At 62.4% G+C, this 20,322-nt stretch carries 13 protein-coding genes and 2 pseudogenes; 10 read left to right on the top strand and 5 right to left on the bottom strand.

Annotation, left to right across the window (positions count from 1 at the left end; genetic code table 11):
• Positions 1 to 304: 304 nt before the first annotated feature.
• Entirely contained in the window at positions 305 to 3,151 is a 2,847-nt protein-coding gene (rapA, locus tag NPS29_RS27140; RefSeq protein WP_274136509.1) for an RNA polymerase-associated protein RapA, read from the bottom strand.
• A gap of 230 nt (positions 3,152 to 3,381) precedes the next feature.
• Here rapA and NPS29_RS27135 point away from each other — a divergent pair, with 230 nt between their 5' ends.
• The 3 genes from NPS29_RS27135 to ccoM all read left to right on the top strand — a co-directional run bounded on the left by NPS29_RS27135 (position 3,382) and on the right by ccoM (position 4,256).
• Complete coding sequence (locus tag NPS29_RS27135) at positions 3,382 to 3,756, top strand: aspartate-semialdehyde dehydrogenase (protein ID WP_274136508.1); 375 nt, start codon at positions 3,382 to 3,384, stop codon at positions 3,754 to 3,756.
• A gap of 94 nt (positions 3,757 to 3,850) precedes the next feature.
• Positions 3,851 to 4,009 (top strand): hypothetical protein, encoded by a 159-nt coding sequence (locus NPS29_RS27130; protein ID WP_274136507.1) that lies wholly within the window; start codon positions 3,851 to 3,853, stop codon positions 4,007 to 4,009.
• Between the two features lie 130 nt (positions 4,010 to 4,139).
• On the top strand, positions 4,140 to 4,256 hold the full coding sequence (gene ccoM / locus NPS29_RS28760) for a cytochrome c oxidase subunit CcoM (protein WP_337993922.1): 117 nt from the start codon (positions 4,140 to 4,142) through the stop codon (positions 4,254 to 4,256).
• 242 nt (positions 4,257 to 4,498) lie between these two features.
• Here ccoM and nirD read toward each other — a convergent pair whose 3' ends face one another.
• Positions 4,499 to 4,873, bottom strand: coding sequence for a nitrite reductase small subunit NirD (gene nirD / locus NPS29_RS27125; protein ID WP_274136506.1), 375 nt, complete (start codon positions 4,871 to 4,873; stop codon positions 4,499 to 4,501).
• Positions 4,870 to 7,431, bottom strand: a complete 2,562-nt coding sequence (gene nirB, locus NPS29_RS27120) for a nitrite reductase large subunit NirB (RefSeq protein WP_274136505.1) — start codon at positions 7,429 to 7,431, stop codon at positions 4,870 to 4,872. Before nirB ends, nirD begins: the two co-directional genes overlap by 4 nt.
• 657 nt (positions 7,432 to 8,088) lie before the next feature.
• Between nirB and NPS29_RS27115 the strand changes: the two genes are divergently transcribed.
• From NPS29_RS27115 to NPS29_RS27095, 6 genes and pseudogenes are all read left to right on the top strand, one after another.
• Positions 8,089 to 11,847, top strand: coding sequence for a bifunctional nitrate reductase/sulfite reductase flavoprotein subunit alpha (locus NPS29_RS27115; RefSeq protein ID WP_274136504.1), 3,759 nt, complete (start codon positions 8,089 to 8,091; stop codon positions 11,845 to 11,847).
• 178 nt (positions 11,848 to 12,025) lie between these two features.
• Positions 12,026 to 12,814, top strand: coding sequence for an FKBP-type peptidyl-prolyl cis-trans isomerase (locus tag NPS29_RS27110; protein WP_274136503.1), 789 nt, complete (start codon positions 12,026 to 12,028; stop codon positions 12,812 to 12,814).
• A 417-nt stretch (positions 12,815 to 13,231) separates the two neighbouring features.
• Complete coding sequence (locus NPS29_RS27105; protein ID WP_274136502.1) at positions 13,232 to 13,681, top strand: YkvA family protein; 450 nt, start codon at positions 13,232 to 13,234, stop codon at positions 13,679 to 13,681.
• Positions 13,682 to 13,968: 287 nt separating this feature from the next.
• Positions 13,969 to 14,065: pseudogene (locus tag NPS29_RS29005) on the top strand (transcriptional regulator); the annotation flags it as partial.
• Between the two features lie 80 nt (positions 14,066 to 14,145).
• Positions 14,146 to 14,319 (top strand): annotated as a pseudogene (locus NPS29_RS29000) (helix-turn-helix domain-containing protein); the annotation flags it as partial.
• Positions 14,316 to 14,690 carry a hypothetical protein gene (locus tag NPS29_RS27095; RefSeq protein WP_274136500.1) on the top strand — a complete coding sequence of 125 codons (375 nt, stop codon included), beginning with the start codon at positions 14,316 to 14,318 and terminating at the stop codon, positions 14,688 to 14,690. The pseudogene NPS29_RS29000 and the gene NPS29_RS27095, both read left to right, overlap by 4 nt.
• Before the next feature lie 113 nt (positions 14,691 to 14,803).
• Here the strand turns inward: NPS29_RS27095 and NPS29_RS27090 are convergent, their stop codons facing one another.
• Together NPS29_RS27090 and NPS29_RS27085 are read right to left on the bottom strand one after the other, a co-directional pair.
• On the bottom strand, positions 14,804 to 16,567 hold the full coding sequence (locus NPS29_RS27090; RefSeq protein ID WP_274136499.1) for a bifunctional diguanylate cyclase/phosphodiesterase: 1,764 nt from the start codon (positions 16,565 to 16,567) through the stop codon (positions 14,804 to 14,806).
• A gap of 482 nt (positions 16,568 to 17,049) precedes the next feature.
• A complete protein-coding gene (locus NPS29_RS27085; protein WP_274136498.1) occupies positions 17,050 to 19,131 on the bottom strand; it encodes a carboxy terminal-processing peptidase in 2,082 nt (693 codons plus the stop codon).
• A gap of 143 nt (positions 19,132 to 19,274) precedes the next feature.
• Between NPS29_RS27085 and NPS29_RS27080 the strand changes: the two genes are divergently transcribed.
• A complete protein-coding gene (locus tag NPS29_RS27080; protein WP_274136497.1) occupies positions 19,275 to 20,237 on the top strand; it encodes an NAD(P)H-quinone oxidoreductase in 963 nt (320 codons plus the stop codon).
• The last annotated feature ends 85 nt before the right edge of the window (positions 20,238 to 20,322 follow it).

Below are 20,322 nucleotides of genomic sequence, written 5' to 3'. Positions count from 1 at the left end.
CGGTGGATCGGCGACGGCTGTCTGACTGACACACCACGGCCCCCTGTAGGAGTGAGCTTGCTCGCGATGGCGATCTATCTTTGATGAAGATGTCGGCTGACACACCGCGGTCGCGGGCAAGCGCGCTCCTACAGCGTTAGCGGTGTGTCTGGGATGAACATGCCGCCTGGCAGACCGCAATCGCGAGCAAGCTCACGCCTACAGATGAGGAGCGCGCTTGCCCGCGACGGCGGTGGGTCAGGCACTGCATCTGTGTCTGATCCACCGCTGCCGCCGGCGAGCCGTGCTGCTACTAGGGTTGGCGTTAGCCCGCCACCAGCACTCGGATCGCTTCCAGGCGCAGCGCGGCTTTTTCCAGCATCGCCAGGCCTTGTTCACGCTGTTCGCGCAGGGCGGTCAGTTCGCTGTCGCGTACGGTTGGGTTGACCGCTTGCAAGGCGGTCAGGCGCGCCAGTTCTTCGTCGGTGTCCGCGGCCAGACGACGCTGGGCCTCGGCCACGCGTTCGGCGTGCTTGGGTGCGATCTTGCTTTCGGCGGCGTTGATCTGCGGGTTGAGCACATCGCGCTGGGCCTGAATGAACTTGTTCGCGCTGGCCCGTGGCACGCTTTCGAGCTGGTCGTTCAGGGTGGTGAACGACACGCGGCTCGACAGGTCGTTGCCATTGCCGTCCAGTAGGCAGCGCAGGGCAGCCGGTGGCAGGTAGCGGCCCAGTTGCAGCGAGCGCGGCGCGACCACTTCACTGACATACAGCAGTTCAAGCAGCACGGTGCCGGGCTTGAGTGCCTTGTTCTTGATCAGCGCGACGGCGGTGTTGCCCATCGAACCGGACAGCACCAGATCCATGCCGCCCTGCACCATCGGGTGTTCCCAGGTGATGAACTGCATGTCCTCGCGGGACAGCGCCTGGTTGCGGTCGTAGGTGATGGTCACGCCTTCGTCGTCGCCCAGCGGGAAACTGGCGTCGAGCATCTTCTCGCTCGGCTTGAGGATCAGCGCGTTTTCCGAATGGTCTTCGCTGTCGATGCCGAAGGCGTCGAACAGGGTTTCCATGTAGATCGGCAGGGTGAACTGGTCGTCCTGCTCCAGGATCGCCTCCACCAGCGCTTCACCTTCGCCCGCGCCACCGGAGTTGAGTTCCAGCAGGCGGTCGCGACCGGTGTGCAGCTCGGTTTCCAGGCGCTCGCGCTCGGTGCGGGCTTCGGTGACCAGTGCCTGCCAGTCGTCTTCGTCGCCGCCTTCAAGCTGCGGCAGCAGACGCGGGCCGAACTGATGCTGCAGGGCGTTGCCGGTCGGGCAGGTATTGAGGAAGGCGTTCAGCGCCTCGTGATACCATTGGAACAGACGCTCTTGCGGGCTGGTTTCCAGGTACGGCACGTGCAGCTCGATGGTGTGCTTCTGGCCGATACGGTCCAGACGGCCGATGCGCTGCTCCAGCAGGTCAGGGTGCGCTGGCAGATCGAACAGCACCAGGTGATGGGCGAACTGGAAGTTGCGGCCTTCACTGCCGATTTCCGAACAGATCAGCACCTGAGCGCCGAATTCTTCGTCCGCGAAGTAGGCGGCGGCGCGGTCGCGTTCCAGGATGTTCATGCCTTCATGGAACACCGTGGCCGGAATGCCGGAGCGCACGCGCAGGGCGTCTTCCAGGTCCATCGCGGTTTCGGCGTGGGCGCAGATCACCAGCACCTTGACGCGCTTGAGCATCTTCAGCGTGTCGATCAGCCAGTCGACGCGCGGGTCGAAGCGCCACCAGCGTTCTTCTTCGCTGGTTTCGCCCTGGGCCTGGAAGCTGACTTCCGGGTACAGGTCGGCGTGATCGCCAAGCGGCAGTTCCAGGTATTCGGCAGGGCACGGCAGCGGGTACGGGTGCAGGTTGCGCTCCGGGAACCCTTGCACGGCGGCGCGGGTGTTGCGGAACAGCACGCGGCCGGTGCCGTGGCGGTCGAGCAGTTCGCGGATCAGGCGGGCGCTGGCTTCGGTGTCGCCATCGGCCACGGCGGCCAGCAGCGCTTCGCCTTCGGCGCCGAGGAAACCGTGGATGGTTTCGTGGGCCTTGGGCGAAAGACGGCCTTGATCGAGCAGTTCCTGAACAGCTTCGGCCACCGGGCGATAGTTTTCGCTCTCGGCGCGGAAGGCTTTCAGGTCATGGAAACGGTTCGGGTCCAGCAGACGCAGACGAGCGAAGTGGCTGTCCTGACCCAGTTGTTCAGGGGTGGCGGTGAGCAGCAGCACGCCTGGAATCACTTCGGCCAGTTGCTCGACCAGCGAATACTCGGGGCTGACCTTGTCTTCGTGCCAGACCAGGTGGTGGGCTTCGTCGACGACCATCAGGTCCCAGCCGGCGGCGAACAGTGCGTCCTGGGCCTTTTCGTCTTCCACCAGCCATTCCAGCGACACCAGCGCAAGCTGGGTATCTTCGAACGGGTTGGTGGCATCGCTCTCGATGAAACGCTCGGCATCGAACAGCGCGACCTGCAGGTTGAAACGGCGGCGCATTTCCACCAGCCACTGGTGCTGCAGGTTTTCCGGAACCAGGATCAGCACGCGACTGGCGCGGCCCGAGAGCAACTGGCGATGAATCACCAGACCCGCTTCGATGGTCTTGCCCAGGCCCACTTCGTCGGCCAGCAGTACGCGCGGCGCGATGCGGTCGGCGACTTCACGGGCGATGTGCAACTGGTGAGCGATAGGCTGGGCGCGAACACCGCCCAGGCCCCACAGCGAGGATTGCAACTGACGGCTGGTGTGTTCCAGGGTGTGGTAACGCAGGGAGAACCAGGCCAGCGGGTCGATCTGCCCGGCGAACAGACGGTCGCTCGCCAGACGGAACTGGATGAAGTTCGACAGCTGGGTTTCCGGCAGGGTGACCGGCTCGTTCTGCGCGTTCAGGCCGTGGTAGACCAGCAGGCCATCGACGTCGTCGACTTCGCGAACGGTCATCTTCCAGTTTTCGAAGTGGGTGATGGTGTCACCCGGCGAAAAGCGCACCCGCGTCAGCGGCGCATTGCGCAAAGCATACTGGCGGGTGTCGCCAGTGGCCGGATAGAGCACGGTCAACAAGCGGCCGTCCTGTGCCAGAACGGTGCCTAAACCCAGCTCGGCTTCGCTGTCGCTAATCCAGCGTTGCCCCGGTTGATACTGCTGCGCCATGCTGCCTGACTCCCGCCTTGAAAAAGCCGACTATGGTAACGGAACAAGGCGCCCAGGCCAAAGCCTTGTGCGTAACCGGGGGGGTATTACGTCCGTATTTGCTGGGCGAGGGGCTTTGCGCGCAGACTGGTCGGGGCACTTGTTGCGAAAAACATAGTCGAAACTTCCTTGCACGGCGGCTAAAGTCGACGAAACGGCAGCCGAAAGCCTGATAACAGGAGACCATTACCATGCTGCCACCGCTGATCCCCTTGAGTGCGGCACCCGTGACTGCGCAGCAGGACCCGGTCAAACCGACGCCCAGCGTGCCGCCGGTGACACCTACTCAGCCAAGCTCCAACGAATCGACCATCGACATGCGCCAGCGTGAGCCGGAAGAAGCCCAGGTGTTGCTGCGTGAAGAGCAGCGCCGCCAGCAGCGACGACGACGCGACCGCCGAACCGCCGACCGTCATCCCGAGTTGAACGCTGACGACGCCGAGCACAAACCGCATCCGGGGCCGGCGATACCCGGCGATTACCTGAACGCCGACAACACCGTGCCGGTGGTGCCGATCATCGACGACGAACCGCGCCAGGGCCTGTGGGTGGACCTCAAGGTCTGAAGCAGGATTTCCCAGGCGGAATGTTTCAGCCTCTAGTCAGCGCCGATTCGATTGCGCATTATTGTCGTCAATAGGCAATCGAGAGCAGCACGCCATGAGCGACGACAATCTGGTGGACCTGGGCGCAGAGCGCGCCAAGCGTGTCCATGACCTCAACGACAAGCGGCTCAACGAAGTGCGCCAGGCCTTCGAGCAGGCCATGCCGTTGGCCAAACCCCGCAAGAAACCCAAGAGCAAGCCCAAGAAGCGCTAGTCCTTCTTCCTGCCCAATCGACTCAAGCCGCCAGCCCAATGCGCGGTGGCGTTGATCTGAGTCAACACTTCCCGATACCCCTCTGGTTACTCTGCACCCATCGAACAGGGTCACAGCAGGAGGGGCGTTCATGTTTCTCGATCATGCAGTGCTGGCCGGGGTTATCACGGTCATGTTGATGCTGAGCTTTTTCGCGGCTCTGGCGCTGTTCATATGGAGAGACTCGCACAAGCGCGGCAAGGACTGAGTCTCCCTCGACAAGAGCACGCAAGGCATTTGGGGCAACTTCGGTTGCCCGTTTTTTTTGCCATTCCATGCAACCGATGCGCCGGGAAAACTCTGTGGGAGCGGGCTTGCCCGCGAATGCGTCAGACCTGCGGTATCAAGAGTTACTGACCCACCGCCTTCGCGGGCAAGCCCGCTCCCACAGGACTTCTTTGATCGACGATCGTCGATTCATCCACATCATGCCGCCGGCCGTGCTGGTACTCAGCTCACGTCAATTTCAACCACATCCCCCACGGTACGGACCGGCCAGGTGCGCAGGTGCAGGGCGGCGTCTTCAAGGCAGGTGCCGTCTTCGAGACGGTAATGCTGTTTATAGAGTGGCGAAGCAATCACCAGGTCGCCCGCCAGGCTGCCGATCAGGCCGCGGCCGATCACGTTGACCCCGGACACCGGGTCGCGGTTGTCCACGGCAAACAACCGCGGTGTGCCGCTGGTCGAAGCCACCCAAAACAACGCCACCTGGGCAGTGCCCACCAGCGCCACGACGCCGGAATTGAGGACCAGATCCTCGCGGGTGCACACGGCGCGCCAGGCGTGGGTCTGTGTGTTGTTCATCAGTGCATTGGCCTGGCTCATCGTACGGTCTCCGCAACAGGGATAAGGTTGAGTTCATTGGCCCGTGCCGGACGGCGCTGGCTACGTTCCTTGACGAAATGAATGTCCGGGTCGGCGCTCTTGTCGTTGACGAAGGTGCGGAAGCGCTTGAGCTTTTCCGGGCTCTTGAGTGCGTTGGCCCATTCGCATTCGTAGCGGTCGACCACCAGTTGCATCTGCTCCTCGAGTTCGGCTGCCAGGCCCAGGCTGTCGTCGATCACCACGGCCTTGAGGTAATCCAGGCCGCCTTCCAGGGATTCGCGCCATACCGAGGTGCGCTGAAGTTTGTCGGCGGTGCGGATGTAGAACATCAGCACGCGGTCGATGTAGCGAATCAGCGTGGCGTCGTCCAGGTCCGTGGCGAACAGCTCGGCGTGGCGCGGACGCATGCCGCCGTTGCCGCACACATACAGGTTCCAGCCGTTCTCGGTGGCGATCACGCCGATGTCCTTGCTCTGGGCCTCGGCGCATTCGCGGGTGCAACCGGACACCGCGAACTTGAGCTTGTGTGGCGAGCGCAGGCCTTTGTAGCGATCCTCGATGGTCAGTGCCATCTGCACACTGTCCTGCACGCCATAACGACACCAGGTACTGCCCACGCAGGATTTCACCGTGCGCGTCGATTTGCCATAGGCGTGGCCGGTCTCGAAACCGGCGGCGATCAGTTCGGCCCAGATGTCCGGCAGCTCATGCAGTTGCGCGCCAAACAGGTCGATGCGCTGGCCGCCGGTGATCTTGGTGTACAGATCGTATTTCTTCGCCACCGCGCCGATGGCAATCAGGCCGTCCGGGGTGATTTCCCCCGCCGGAATGCGCGGCACCACCGAGTAGGTGCCGTTCTTCTGCATGTTGGCCATGAAGGTGTCGTTGGTGTCCTGCAGCGGCACCAGCGTAGGGTCCATGATCGGCTTGTTCCAGCAGGACGCAAGGATCGACCCGACCACCGGTTTGCAGATGTCGCAACCGACATGACCCTTGCCGTGCTGCGCCAGCATCTGCTCGAAACTCTCGATGTTTTCGACGCGGGCGAAGGCGTACAGCTCCTGGCGAGTGAACGCGAAGTGCTCGCACAGGCTCTTGTCCACCGCCACGCCACGGGCGATCAGTTCGTGCTCGAACACACTCTTGAGCAAGGCCGAACAGCCGCCGCAACCGGTGGCCGCCTTGGTGCAGGCCTTGAGTCCCGCAAGGTCGGTGCAGCCGCTGTCGATGGCCGAGCAGATCGAAGCCTTGCTGACGTTGTGGCAGGAGCAGATGGTCGCCGTGGCGGGCAGGGCGTCTGCGCCCAGGGTCGGCGCGCCTTCGCTTTGCGGCAGGATCAGGCTCGACGGATCGGCCGGCAGCTTGATGCCGTTCTGCGCGTATTGCAGCAGGGTGTCGTAGTAACTGTTGTCGCCGACCAGTACCGCGCCCAGCACCTGCTTGCCATCGGCGGACACCACCAGGCGGCGGTAGGTCGAGGTGGCTTCATCGATGTAGCGATAGCTGCGCGCACCGGTCAGGGCGCCGTGGGCATCGCCGATGGAACCGACATCCACGCCGAGCAGCTTGAGTTTGGTGGACATGTCGGCGCCGAAGAAGGGTTCGGCGTCCAGGTCGCACAACTGCGCGGCGACGCTGCGGGCCATCTGATAGCCCGGCGCGACGAGGCCGAAGATGCTGCCGTTCCAGGCGGCGCACTCGCCGATGGCGAAGATGTCGGCGTCGTTGGTGCGGCAGTGTTCGTCGATGGCAACGCCGCCCCGTGGGCCCAGTTCCAGTTCGCACTGGCGGGCGAGGGCGTCCTGGGGACGGATGCCGGCAGAGAACACGATCAGATCGGTTTCGAGGAATTCATCCCCGGCGAAATTCATGCGATAGCGCATTTGCTCGCCTGCGCTGATCGACTGGGTGGCGCGGGACAGGTGCACGCCGACGCCCAAGGCTTCGATGCGTGCCTTCAGCGCCGCGCCGCCCAGATCGTCCAGTTGCACCGGCATCAGGCGCGGGGCGAATTCCACCACATGGGCTTCCAGGCCCAGGGACTTGAGGGCGTTCGCCGCTTCCAGCCCCAACAGGCCACCGCCGACCACCACGCCTCGCTTGGCGTTGGCGGCTGCGGCGCGAATGGTGTCCAGGTCGTCCAGGGTGCGATAGACCAGGCGCGAGTGGCCTTCGGCGCCTTCGATTGGCGGCACGAAGGGGTAGGAGCCGGTGGCCAGCACCAGTTTGTCGAAGCCGAACGCGCCCTTGGCGGTAATCACTTCGCGGCGGGCGCGGTCGATTTCCAGCACGGGCACGCCCAGGTGCAGGGTCAGGCCGGGTTGCTCATAGAGAGAGGCATCGCTCAGGGCCAGTGACTCGGCATCGCGGCCGCCAAAGTATTCCGACAGGTGCACGCGGTCGTAGGCGCGCTGATCTTCTTCGCCGAACACATGGATGCGATAGCGCTCAAGGGCACCGGCGGCGATCAGTTGTTCGACGCAGTGATGCCCGACCATCCCGTTACCCACGACGATCAGTGTTTCCAGATCTTTTACAGAGGCGACTGTGGTGTTCATATCGAGTCCCGGCCGAGGCCAATCAGGTTTTTTCAAAGCAAAAAAAAGGCGCCCGGAACCGTTGGGTTCCAGGCGCCTTTGCCTGTTCTTTTAGGGGTTGGCACTCGACCACAGTGTCGGCGCAACCTGTAAGCCCGTGCCTTGAAGGCGGACGATCATCGTTGACCGACCCGGGCTGCCCGCGTTTTGAGGCGGGGCTTGGGGGGAGTGAAGCAATGGGTGTGCCAGTGCGCTGCTACGCCTGTGATTCTGCCCGTCAGGGCGTAGGAGCGCGCTTGCCCGCGATCTGCCGGGAACCGGCAATAAATCAGCCACTTCGGTTGTTTCAGGTGCACCGCAGTTGCCGGGTCTGCTGCCGCTTTGCGGCAGGTCGCGGGCAAGCGCGCTCCTACAAGAGCGGTGGTCTCGGTAGGCACGAAAAGGGTGCGATTTCCCCGGTGTCGCCCCATCGTGATGCCGACTGCGCGCCACCTCCCCGTAGCAGCACGGCTTGCCGGCGGGAGCGTCCGTGAAATGCAATAAATGGCCTGCCCTTTGCAAAGCCACCTACATGGGCAGTCAACGCCGATTGCCATTCCCACGACAAAGGCGCCGTGTGCTCCCCGTTTTCGACGAGGGGGGAACAGGGCGTCTTTTTTGTTTTCGGGAAATGGAAATATGGCCAGCAACGATGTGCGAAGCGTGTGTCCTTATTGCGGTGTCGGCTGCGGCATCGTGATGCAGGTGGAAAATAACCGGGTGATAAAGGTCAGCGGCGACAAGTCCCACCCCAGCAACTTCGGCCGCCTGTGCACCAAGGGCACCACGGCGGGCCAGGCCCTCGTCGAGTCCGGGCGCATGGAAGACGCCTGGCTGCGCCATGCCCGCCATCAGGAACCGGTGCGCAGCGACATGGCCGCCGCGATCCGCGAAGCGGGTGTACGCCTGCGCGCGATCCTCGACCGCGATGGCCCCGATGCCCTGGCTTTTTATGTGTCCGGCCAGATGTCGCTGGAGGCCCAATACCTGGCTAACAAGCTGGCCAAGGGTTTCGTGGGCACCAACAACATCGAGTCCAACTCGCGGCTGTGCATGGCCAGCGCAGGCAGCGGCTACAAACTGTCGCTGGGCTCCGATGGCCCGCCGGGCTCCTACGACGACTTTGACAAGGCCGACCTGTTCTTTGTGATCGGCGCCAACATGGCCGACTGTCACCCGATCCTGTTCCTGCGCATGATGGACCGGGTCAAGGCCGGGGCGAAGCTGATCGTGGTCGATCCGCGCCGCAGCGCTACCGCCGACAAGGCCAGCCTGTTCCTGCAGATCAGACCCGGCACCGACCTGGCACTGCTCAACGGGCTGCTGCACTTGTTGCTGGAGAACGGCGACGTCGATGCCCGTTTCATCGCTTCATACACCCAGGGCTGGGAAGCCATGCCAGGTTTTCTCGCCGACTACACCCCTGACAAGGTATCGCTCATCACGGGCCTGACAGAAGCCGACATTCGCAAGGCCGCCGAGATGATCGGTCAGGCACCGGAGTGGATGAGCTGCTGGACCATGGGCCTGAACCAGAGCACCCACGGCACCTGGAACACCAACGCGCTGTGCAACCTGCACCTGGCCACCGGCGCGATCTGCCGCCCCGGCAGCGGGCCGTTTTCCCTCACCGGGCAACCCAACGCCATGGGCGGACGCGAGATGGGCTACATGGGGCCGGGGCTGCCCGGGCAGCGCTCGGTGCTGGTCGAGGACGAGCGCCAGTTCATCGAAGACCTGTGGGCGATTCCACGGGGCAGCCTGGGCCAGAAGCTCGGCGGCGGCACCATCGACATGTTCCAGCAGATGCGCGACGGTACGATCAAGGCCTGCTGGATCATCTGCACTAACCCGGTGGCCAGCGTTGCCAATCGCACCACAGTGATCGAAGCGTTGCAGGCCGCTGAGCTGGTGATCACCCAGGATGCGTTTCTGGACACTGAAACCAATCGCTACGCCGACATCCTCCTGCCCGGTGCGCTGTGGGCCGAGGCCGAAGGGGTGATGATCAACTCCGAGCGCAACCTGAACCTGACCCAGAAAGCGGTTGACCCACCGGGCCAGGCTTTGCCGGACTGGCAGATCATCGCTCTCGTCGCCTGTGAAATGGGCTTCGGCGAGGCCTTCGGTTACACCAGCGCCGAAGAGGTGTTCGAGGAAATAAAACAGGCCTGCAACCCGAAAACCGGCTACGACATTCGCGGTGCCAGCTACGCCCGACTGCGTGAACAACCGCTGCAATGGCCCTGCGCACCGGGCGACGAAAACACCCGCAACCCGATCCGCTACCTGAAAGACGCCGCGATCCGCTTCCCCACCGAGAGCGGCAAGGCCATGTTCCTGCCGCGCCCGCACATGCCCCCGGCGGAAATGCCCAACGATGATTTCCCGATGGTGCTCAACACCGGCCGGGTCCAGCACCAGTGGCACACCCTGACCAAGACCGGAAAAATCCCCACCCTGAACAAGCTCAACCCCGGCCCCTTCGTCGAAATCCATCCCGATGATGCGCAGGTCTTGGGCATCAGGAACAAGGACGCGGTCGAGATCCGGTCCACCCGAGGGCAGGCGATATTGCCTGCGGTGGTCACGGATCGTGTTCGCCCCGGCAACTGTTTTGCGCCGTTTCACTGGAACGATCGGTATGGCGAACATCTGGCGATCAACGCCGTGACCAGCGACGCCATCGACCCGATTTCCCGTCAGCCCGAATTCAAGTTCTGTGCGGTGGCCCTGAAGAAGGTCGAGTTGATCGGCCACCGTTTCCTCGATCTGCCTGACACGGCTGACGAACCAGTGGATGCCTGCGAAGGCGAGCCGCTGCTGACCCTGCTGTGGGCCTCGCAAACCGGCAATGCGGAAACCCTGGCCAAGCGTTATGGCAGCCATCTGCGCACTGCTGGCGTGGCCGTGCAGGTAGCGGCCATGGACAGTTTTCCGCCGGCGCGATTGAGCCAGGTGGAGAATCTCGCGCTCATCAGCAGCACCTTTGGCGACGGTGATTCGCCCGACAACGGCCAGGGTTTCTGGCAGTCGTTGAAGGCGCAGCAGGAGCGTCTGGAGTCGTTGCGTTATGCGGTGCTGGCACTGGGGGATCCCAGTTATGAAACCTTCTGCCAGCACGGCAGGAACCTTGACCAACGCTTGCTCACGCTGGGTGCATCGCCGCTGATTGAAAGGGTCGATTGCGATGGGGATTTTCAGGCCCACGCCGATGGCTGGTTCAAGGCATTGCAGCAGGCGTTGGCGCTGGACATCCCTGATGTGATTCCCGACAGCCCGGTCAGCGACCAGCCCACCCGTACGCGGCCGCACCGCTCGCGCCTTGTGATCAACCGGCGTCTGAACGGCGAGGGCGCCGCCAAGGACACCCGGCAGTTCGCTTTGACCCTGGGTGATTCGGGCATGAAATACCAGGCCGGTGATGCACTGGGTGTGTGGCCACAGAACTGCCCGGCGCTGGTGGACGAAGTGCTTGAACTCACCGGGCTCAAGGGCGAGCAGCCGGTGAGTGTCGACAAAGTGGGCGAGGTTTCGCTGCATCAGGCCCTGACCGAGCACTACGAAATCGCCCGCCCCAGTGCCGAATCGCTCGACTTCATCGCCCGGCACGGCAGGCATCCGGATTTGCAGAACCTGCTCGGCGAGTCGCTCAGGGGCGAGTTGAAAAGCTGGTTGTGGGGCCGGCAACTGGCGGACGTGCTGCGCGAATTCCCGCTGCATTGCGCAGGGCAGGAACTGCTCGAAAGCCTGCGGCCTATGCAGCCACGCCTTTATTCCATTGCCTCAAGCGCCATGGCCCATCCCGATCAGGTCCACCTGACCGTCTCGGCTGTGCGTTATGGCAAGCGAAAAGGTGTGTCATCGACCTTCCTCGCCGACCGCGCAGAGCATTGCGAGGTGCCGATCTTCCTCCAGCCCAGCCGCCACTTCCGGGTGCCCGCAGACGGTGATGTACCGATCATCATGATCGGCCCAGGCACCGGCGTGGCGCCGTTTCGGGCATTCCTGCAAGAGCGTCAGGCGCGGGGTGACCAAGGCAAGAACTGGTTGTTTTTCGGCGAGCAGCACGCGGCCAAGGATTTCTACTACCGCGATGAATTGCAGGGCATGCACAAGAGCGGCCTGCTGACCCACCTGAGCCTGGCATTCTCCCGGGATCAGGCCGAGAAGATCTACGTCCAGCAGCGCATCCGCGAACAGGGCGCGCAGTTGTGGAGGTGGCTGCAAGAGGGGGCGCAGATCTACATCTGCGGCGACGCCACCCACATGGCCAGGGACGTGGACCTGGCGCTGCGCGAAGCGATCGCCACCCATGGCGGCCTGAGCGAGGAATGCGCCGCCGAGCACTTGCGCTACCTGGCGGAGCAGAAGCGCTATCTGCGCGACGTTTATTGAGAGAGGAGGTCAGGCTGAACCGAAACTGAACAGTTTTATCGATCCAACAACAATTCCTTTGCTCTCCTGAACTTATCTGCCTTTTCTCCCTCTCATGCCGGTAGCCATTGATCGCGGCGGCCTGATAAGCTCGCGGCTTTACTCGTTTGCCCTATTGGCGCATGAACAAGGAAACAGGATGAAACAGCATCGGTTAGCAGCGGCGATTGCCCTGGTCGGTCTGGTACTCGCGGGCTGCGACAAGCAAGCCAGCACCGTTGAGCTGAAAACCCCGGCACAGAAAGCCTCTTATGGCATCGGCCTGAACATGGGCAAGAGCCTGGCTCAGGAAGGCATGGACGATCTGGATTCCAAAGCCGTAGCGCTGGGTATCGAAGACGCCGTCGGCAAGAAAGAGCAGAAGCTCAAGGACGAAGAGCTGGTTGCAGCCTTCGGCGAGCTGCAAAAACGCGCTGAAGAGCGCATGGCCAAGATGAGCGAAGAGTCGGCCGCAGCCGGCAAGAAATTCCTCGAAGAGAACGGCAAGCGCAAGGAAGTCACCACTACCGCTTCCGGCCTGCAATACGAAGTCATCAAGAAAGCCGACGGTCCTGTACCCAAGCCGACTGACGTCGTGACCGTTCACTACGAAGGCAAGCTGACTGACGGCAAGGTGTTCGACAGCTCCGTCGAGCGCGGCAGCCCGATCGATCTGCCGGTCAGCGGTGTGATCCCGGGTTGGGTCGAAGGCCTGCAACTGATGCACGTCGGCGAGAAGATCAAGCTGTACATCCCGAGCGAGCTGGCTTACGGGGCGCAAAGCCCGAGCCCGACCATCCCGGCCAACTCGGTGCTGGTGTTCGACTTGGAACTGCTGGGCATCAAGGACCCTGCAGCCGCAGGCGCCAATGACGCCGCCGCCCAGGGCGACGAAGAGGAAGAAGCAGCGCCGGCGGCAGAACCTGCCAAGCCCGCTGCCAAGAAGTGATCGATAGATCGATTGCCGCTTGAATGAAAATGCCCCGTCTCGACGGGGCATTTTCATTTCTGCGGGCAAACCTTTCGAACGCAGAGAGGCCCGGGCAGTCTCAATACGGGTGAATGTCCCGGCAAATGTCGGCTTTAGAGATCGCTTTCCCGGGCTGGGGCGCATGGCCACTAGCGGCGATGGAACCCTGAGTCAACGGTTTTCTTGCGTTTTTGCATATGGGTAAAAAACGCGCGATTTAACCCGGGGCCCTGTAAAACGGGCGTTTCAGCCCCGCAAGGTGGCTCTGTTCACAAGGTTATCCACAATTAATGTGGATAACCTTGGGTGCGTGACCCTCAGGCCCGAGAGGGTGCGTTCATCAACGTCTGATGGTTGACCGTGTGGTCGATTTTTATCGATATCACTGGAGTGAATATGAAAGCACCCTGGAACTTCATTCGTTATCTGCCCATGGCCAAGCGCCTGATGGCGGCGGGGCGTCTGCCTGCGTTGCTGTTCGCCGTGGCGGGCAAGGCTGCCAGTGAAGGCAACCGGCTGGGCAAGCTCAAGGACGACCTGAAGCTGCTTCAGACGTTGTGCCTGGCGTACTGGCGCGGTGAGTATCGTGCCATCAGTGGCAAGGCGATCCTGTCGGTGGTGGCAGGGCTGATGTATTTCCTGAGCCCGCTGGACGCCATTCCGGACTGGATTCCGGGGCTGGGCATGCTCGATGACATCGCCGTGCTGGCTTTTGTGATGAAGAACCTTGAAGCCGAACTCAGCGCCTTCCGGGCGTGGCGCGAGCGGCAGAATCCCGAGAAGCTGAGGGTGGTCGAGCGGTTGCCGGCCACGCCCAGGCTGCTGGAGCAAGAGAAGAAAGATTAACGCTCTTCCCGTAGCAGCACGGCTTGCCGGCGGGAGCGCCCTCAGGATCCTTGTAGGAGCGCGCTTGCCCGCGACCGCGGTATGTCAGACATCATTCGTGCCACAGGCACACCGCATCGCGGGCAAGCGCGCTCCTACGGTTCGTGAGTGTATTTGGGTCCAAAAACGTCGCTCCTGAGAAAACTCTGTCGATACTTTGCACGCAAGTCCTGCCCATCCGCTGGTAAGATGCTGCGATACAAAGAAAAAGATTACTTGTACAAGTTTTTTTTCCTACAGGGGGTGGTATGGATCTTCAGGTCATTTCTCGCGATGGAGAGCCAGAATACGCAGTGCTGCCATGGGCGCAGTATCAGGCCCTGTTAAAGGCGGCCGGTGTTTCCAGCCCGCAGAAAACGGCGTCCATTACTCAATCTGCCGGCGCGCCAACCCCTTCTCCAGACGCGCTGCCATCGCTGGGCGAACTGGCTGCGCTGCGTCAGGCCAAGGGGCTTGAGCTGGCGCAACTGGCCCGCTCGGTCGGCATCAGCCCGTCCTACCTGGAACTGATCGAAAACGGCAGCCGCGAGCCTGATGCCGCGATCCGACGAAGCCTGGCGTGGGAATTGGGTGTGCCCGGCTGGCGAGGTGCGCCATGAGTGTGCGGATCAGCCGTCAGCACTGGGAAGCGCTTCTGGCTGAACTGGACCTGGCACGCAGGCAGCGTCACCTGGTCACCTACCGTGCGCTCCTGGAGCGCCTGCAATTGCCCACCCCCGCCATGCAGACCCTGACCGCGGCCCTTGAACACCTGGCCGCCATCGACGCCCGCGCCGAGCAGCCATTGCGCAGTTCGCTGGTCATCAGTCAGGGCGCCAGCCGCTTGCCCCGCACCGGCTTCTTCGAATGCGCCGAACGCCTGGGTCGCTTCACCGGCCCCTCCGACGGCGTCGCCGCCGCGTCCTGGCATGCGGCGGAAGTGGTGCGGGTGTTTGAGTATGAGTACCCGGACGAGGCGAAGCCGGAGTAAGCAGCGTTCTGGCGAGCGCCTCTGATCCCTGTAGGAGTGAGCTTGCTCGCGATAGCGGTTTGTCAGCTACATCAATGTCGTTTGACGCACCGCCATCGCGAGCAAGCTCACTCCTACAGTGTCTTGTGGTGCGCTGTATCGATCACATGCACGCTCGCACCGATCACATCCTTGGCATAGTGCTTGGCCTGGGACGCAAGTTCGGCCAGTTGGCTGGCGTCCAGGGTGGAGCAGGCCTGCGGGTGCAGGTGTACCACGCCCACCGAGAGTGACAGCAGCGGGAATTCCTGACGCTGGCCCTGACGATTCAGTGCCACGAAGCATCCGGCCTCAAGGTGTTCGGCGCGGTAGAAGCGCCGGCACTGGTTCTGGAAGTCTTCGAGCAACGAGTTCAAACGTTTGCGCCAGTCTTCAGAGCCCAACACCATCAGGAAATCATCGCCGCCGATGTGGCCGACGAAGTCGCGGCTGGGGTCGATGCGATCGTTCAGGCACTGCGCCAGGCACAGCAACACCTCGTCGCCCCGGCCGTAGCCATAGATGTCGTTGAAGGGCTTGAAGCTGTCGATATCCACATAGCAGATCATCGACTCGCGGCCCTGTTGCAGCAGCCGGGTCAGGCACTGCTGGATCGGCACGTTACCCGGCAGCAGGGTCAGCGGGTTGGCGTAACGCGCCTGTTGGATCTTGACCTCGGTAATCAGCTTGAGCACGTCGATCACCCGACCAAGGCCCAGGTAGACACCGTTCTGCATGATGATGAAATCTTCCTCGATCCGCTGCCGCGCGCGGCTGGTGATCAGGCGGCTGACCTGTTGCAGCGACTGGCTCAGTTCGACCGCCAGGAAGTCATCGCTCATCAGGCGGCTGATCGGCTTGCGGCCGTAGATTTCCGTGGCAAAGGGCTGCAGCAGTGCGTCCGACAGCGAGTGACGATGGACGATGCCGATGGGGCGCTGTTTGTCGTCCAGCACCGCCAGCGAGTTGAGGTTGGCCTGTTTGCGAAAGGCTTCCAGAACGGCGGCGGTGGGGGTGGTCTGCACCACGGCGGGCAAGGTGTTGAGCAGGGCGCTCAGGTCGCTGCCTTCCTCGAACAGGGCCACGGCATTGGGGTCGATCTTGGGCAGCAGCGTGCGGGCATCGCGAGGTGGATGCTCCTGGGGGCGACACAGTAGATAGCCCTGGACCAGATCGACGCCCATGTCGATGAGAACGGCCAGTTCTTCGGCAAGCTCGATGCCTTCGGCGATCACCAGCGCGCGGGAGGCCTTGGCCATCTGCAGGATGGAGCCGACGAACTCGCGCTTGACCGCGTCCTGATGGATGCCGTCGATGAAATGCCGGTCGATCTTCACGTAGTCCGGACGCAACTCAGACCACAGGCGCAGGCTGGAATAGCCGGCGCCCAGGTCGTCCAGGGCAATGGAAAAACCCATGTCGCGGTAGTGATAGAGCGCGTTGTACAGCAGCTCGAAATCGTCGGTGGGGGTCTGCTCGGTCAGCTCGATCACCACCTGGCTGGGCGGGATGCCGTAGCGCTGGAGCAATTGCAGGGTCTGGCCCGGCGGGTGCGAGGGTTCCAGCAGCGATTCGGGCGAGATGTTGAGGAACAGTTTGCCATCGAGTTTCTGCTCGCTGAAGCGTCGGCAGGCCGATTCGCGACACAGCATCTCCAGCTCGCTGAGCCTGCCGGCCTGACGCGCCACGGCGAACAGGCTGACGGGGGAGTGCAGTGCGCTGTTGGACGGGCCGCGGGTCAGGGCTTCGTAACCCAGGATGCGACGGTCCGACAGCGACACGATCGGCTGGAACAGGCTGGACAGGTCGCGGTGAGTCAGGATCGCACTCAAAGCGCTCAGCTGTTCGGTCACGGTCATGGCAATCTCGAGGCAAGAAAAAAGGGCTCGACGCCAAAGCATCGAGCCCCGTATTTCACGACAGATTCATGACTATTTGATGACGATTTGCCATCACTCGTCGTCTTTCATCATCCCCCGTAGCAGCACGGCTTGCCGGCGGGGGCGGTCTTGAAGACGCCGACGCCGGCAAGCCGGACTGCTACGGGTATCGCGGTGCCCCCGCCCTGTAGGAGCGCGCTTGGTCTAGGCCGCATTCGGACGATGGCGCCCTTGAGGACGCTCCCGCCGGCAAGCCGTGCTGCTACGGGTATCGCGGTGCCCCCGACGTTGTAGGAGCGCGCTTGCCCGCGACGGCGCCCTTGAAGACGCCGACGCCGGCAAGCCGTGCTGCTACGGGTATTGCGATGACCCCGATCCTGTAGGAGTGAGCTTGCTCGCGATGGCGGTCTTGAAGACGCCGACGCCGGCAAGCCGGACTGCTACGGCCGGGGTTCACTTCGTCACTTCTTTGCCACAGAACCACTCAGGCTCAGGTAATCGAGCAGAATCCGCCCGGTTTCGGCCAGGTACGCGTCGTCTTCCGGCTTGGTCTTGTCGTCGTCCACCGGCAATGCGTCTTCGTCTTCTTTCTTCAATTCCTTGAGCGGTTCTTCGCCCTTGGCCTTGCGACGCACGTTTTCCATCACCAGCTGTTTGCTTTCGACATCGGCATGCTCGGCACGACGCTCGGACTCGTTGAGGCTGACGGTCTTCTCGCTCATCAGCTTCTTGGCCAGCGCCAGTTTCTGCTCGACGAACACGAACTCGGCGTCCTTGGCGGAACGCACGTCGTGACGCGATTGCAACTGGGCCAGGAATGGCTTGAACGGATCGACCGCAGGCTTGATCGCCGGTTTGATCGTGTCGTAGGCCATCGCCTCGGGCAGGGCGCTTTCGCCGATTTCCTTCGTGTCGATGATCGACGGGTAGGCGATGTCCGGCAGTACGCCCTGATGCTGGGTGCTCTGCCCGGAAACCCGGTAGAACTTGGCCAGTGTCAGTTTCAGCTCGCCGTGGTTCAGCGGCTGGATGGTCTGCACGGTGCCTTTGCCGAAGGTCTGGCCACCGATGATCAGCGCACGGTGGTAGTCCTGCATGGCGCCGGCGAAAATCTCCGAGGCCGACGCCGAGAGGCGGTTGACCAGCAACGCCATCGGGCCTTTGTAGAACGCGCCGCTGTTTTCGTCTTCCAGCACGTCGACCTTGCCGTCGGCATTACGCACCAGCACGGTCGGGCCTTTGTCGATGAACAGGCTGGTCAGCTCGGTGGCTTCCTGCAGCGAGCCACCGCCGTTGTTGCGCAGGTCGATGACCACGCCGTCGACTTTTTCGGACTGCAATTCGGTCAGCAGTTTCTTCACGTCGCGCGTGGTGCTCTTGTACTGCGGATCGCCAGCACGGTAGGCCTTGAAGTCCAGGTAGAAGGCCGGGATCTCGATCACACCCAGCTTGTAGTCCTTGCCGTCCTGGTTCAGGTGCAGCACGGATTTCTTCGCCGCCTGCTCTTCGAGCTTCACGGCTTCGCGGGTGATCGACACGATCTTGGTGGTCTGGTCGTTCGGCGCATTGCTGGCCGGGATGATTTCCAGACGCACCACCGAGCCTTTCGGGCCACGGATCAGCTTGACCACTTCGTCCAGGCGCCAGCCGATCACGTCGACCATTTCCTTGTCGCCCTGGGCAACGCCAATGATCTTGTCGGCAGTCGCCACTTGCTTGGTCTTGGCGGCAGGGCCTGCCGGAACCAGGCGCACGATCTTGACGTTGTCGTTGTCGCTTTGCAGGACGGCACCGATGCCTTCCAGCGACAGGCTCATGTTGATGTCGAAGTTTTCCGCGCTGTCAGGTGACAGGTAGTTGGTGTGCGGATCGTAGGACATCGCGAAGGTGTTCAGGTACGCCTGGAAGATATCTTCGCTGCGGGTCTGCCCCAGACGCGCCAGCTGGTTCTTGTAGCGCTTGGTCAGGGTTTCCTGGATCTTGGCCGGGTCCTTGCCCGCGATCTTCAGGCGCAGGACTTCATCCTTGACGCGTTTGCGCCACAGGTCGTCCAGTTCGGATTCGTTCTTGGGCCATGGCGCGTCCTTGCGGTCAACCAGCAAGGTTTCCTGAGTGGTCAGGTCGATCTTGTCGACGCCCTTGCTCAGTTGGGCCAGGGCGAAATCCAGACGCGACTTGATGCGGTCCAGATAACGCTTGTAGATGGTGAACCCTGGCTGCAGGTCGCCGCTCTTGAGGAAGTCGTCGAACTGGAAGCGCCATTTGTCGAACTCGGCGATGTCGCTGGCCAGGAAGTAGCTGCGCGACGGATCGAGGAGCTTGAGGTAGCTCTGGTAGATGATTTCGGAGCGCTTGTCGTCCAGCGGCGGCTTGCTGTAGTGGTGGCGCTTGAGCAGCTCCACGACATTCAGGCTGGCGATGACTTCATCGCGATCAGGTTGAAGATTATCCCAGCTGTTGGCTGCGAACGAGCTGGCAGACATGGGCAATGCCGCCAGGCCAATGAGTAATGCAAGGGTGGTGCTGGGTAATAGATGCTTCATGCTGATTCGACGTGGGGACAATTGATAACGCATATTAGGCCGTCTTTAGAGTCGCCGGATGTTTGATTTCCGGTCGCATAATGCAAAAAGCCCGAACGCGCAGAGGCACATCGAGCTCAGTCAATACTCACTATGGAGGCACCGTGAAAGCATTGCAAGGCGTTGAAGGTCACGTGGAATGGGTTCAGGAGCCATCACCGGCACTGGATGTCGGTCAGGTACGCATCAAGGTGTCTGCGGCGGGCCTCAACAGAGCGGATCTGCTGCAACGTGCAGGGCTTTATCCGCCACCGCCCGGGGTCACGCAAATCCTTGGCATGGAGTGTTCCGGGGTGATCGCCGAAGTCGGCTCCGGCACCGCCTGGAACGTCGGAGACCGCGTCTGCGCGCTGGTTGCCGGCGGTGCGATGGCCGAGGAAGTGGTGGTTGACGCACGGCATGTCCTGCCGGTGCCTGAGGGCATGTCGCTGCACGAAGCGGCGGGGATTCCTGAAGTGTATGCCACGGCCTGGCTGAACCTGTTTCAACTGGCGGGTCTGAAGCCCGGTGAAAAAGTTTTGTTGCACGCAGGGGCAAGTGGAGTTGGTTCAGCCGCCATTCAGCTGTGCAAGGCCTTTGGCAGCCCGTGCTGGGTGAGCGTGGGCTCGGCGGATCGTTTGAAATACTGCGAAGACCTGGGCGCCCAGGGCGGCGTCATACGTGGCGAAAGCCTGGAGGGGCTAAACGACTTCGCACCTTTCAATGTGGTGCTCGATCCGGTGGGCGCCAACTATGCGGCACTCAACCTGAAGGTGCTGGGCACTGATGGCCGTCTGGTATTGATCGGTTTGATGGGCGGGCGCAAGGCCGAAATCGATCTGGCGCTGGTATTGGGCAAACGCATCCAGTTGCTGGGCTCGACTCTGCGCAGCCGCGACGACCAGTTCAAGGCAGACCTGTTGGCAGACCTTGGGCAGCACGTGTGGCCGCTGTTCAGCGAAGGCCGCCTGAAGCCGCAACTGGCGCGCAGCTTCCCGATCCACGAGGCGGAGGTTGCGTTCGCTGAGTTGGCGAGCAATCAGGTGGCGGGCAAGCTGGTGTTGGTGATTGATGAAACGCTGGTCTGACCGAGGATTGAGACCTGACACCGTCCCGTAGCAGCACGGCTTGCCGGCGGGGGCGTCCTCAAGATCGCCCCGCCGGCAAGCCGTG

The sequence above is a fragment of the Pseudomonas putida genome (genome assembly GCF_028682175.1).
In the GTDB taxonomy this organism is placed as follows: Bacteria; Pseudomonadota; Gammaproteobacteria; order Pseudomonadales; family Pseudomonadaceae; genus Aquipseudomonas; species Aquipseudomonas putida_AD.
This window is presented reverse-complemented; position numbering and strand designations above follow the sequence as displayed.

Bases quoted from the DNA above. Each gene is read 5' to 3' on its own strand.
- rapA (WP_274136509.1), bottom strand. From the start codon at position 3,151: ATGGCGCAGCAGTATCAACCGGGGCAACGCTGGATTAGCGACAGCGAA.
- NPS29_RS27135 (WP_274136508.1), top strand. From the start codon at position 3,382: ATGCTGCCACCGCTGATCCCCTTGAGTGCGGCACCCGTGACTGCGCAG.
- NPS29_RS27130 (WP_274136507.1), top strand. From the start codon at position 3,851: ATGAGCGACGACAATCTGGTGGACCTGGGCGCAGAGCGCGCCAAGCGT.
- ccoM (WP_337993922.1), top strand. From the start codon at position 4,140: ATGTTTCTCGATCATGCAGTGCTGGCCGGGGTTATCACGGTCATGTTG.
- nirD (WP_274136506.1), bottom strand. From the start codon at position 4,873: ATGAGCCAGGCCAATGCACTGATGAACAACACACAGACCCACGCCTGG.
- nirB (WP_274136505.1), bottom strand. From the start codon at position 7,431: ATGAACACCACAGTCGCCTCTGTAAAAGATCTGGAAACACTGATCGTC.
- NPS29_RS27115 (WP_274136504.1), top strand. From the start codon at position 8,089: ATGGCCAGCAACGATGTGCGAAGCGTGTGTCCTTATTGCGGTGTCGGC.
- NPS29_RS27110 (WP_274136503.1), top strand. From the start codon at position 12,026: ATGAAACAGCATCGGTTAGCAGCGGCGATTGCCCTGGTCGGTCTGGTA.
- NPS29_RS27105 (WP_274136502.1), top strand. From the start codon at position 13,232: ATGAAAGCACCCTGGAACTTCATTCGTTATCTGCCCATGGCCAAGCGC.
- NPS29_RS27095 (WP_274136500.1), top strand. From the start codon at position 14,316: ATGAGTGTGCGGATCAGCCGTCAGCACTGGGAAGCGCTTCTGGCTGAA.
- NPS29_RS27090 (WP_274136499.1), bottom strand. From the start codon at position 16,567: ATGACCGTGACCGAACAGCTGAGCGCTTTGAGTGCGATCCTGACTCAC.
- NPS29_RS27085 (WP_274136498.1), bottom strand. From the start codon at position 19,131: ATGAAGCATCTATTACCCAGCACCACCCTTGCATTACTCATTGGCCTG.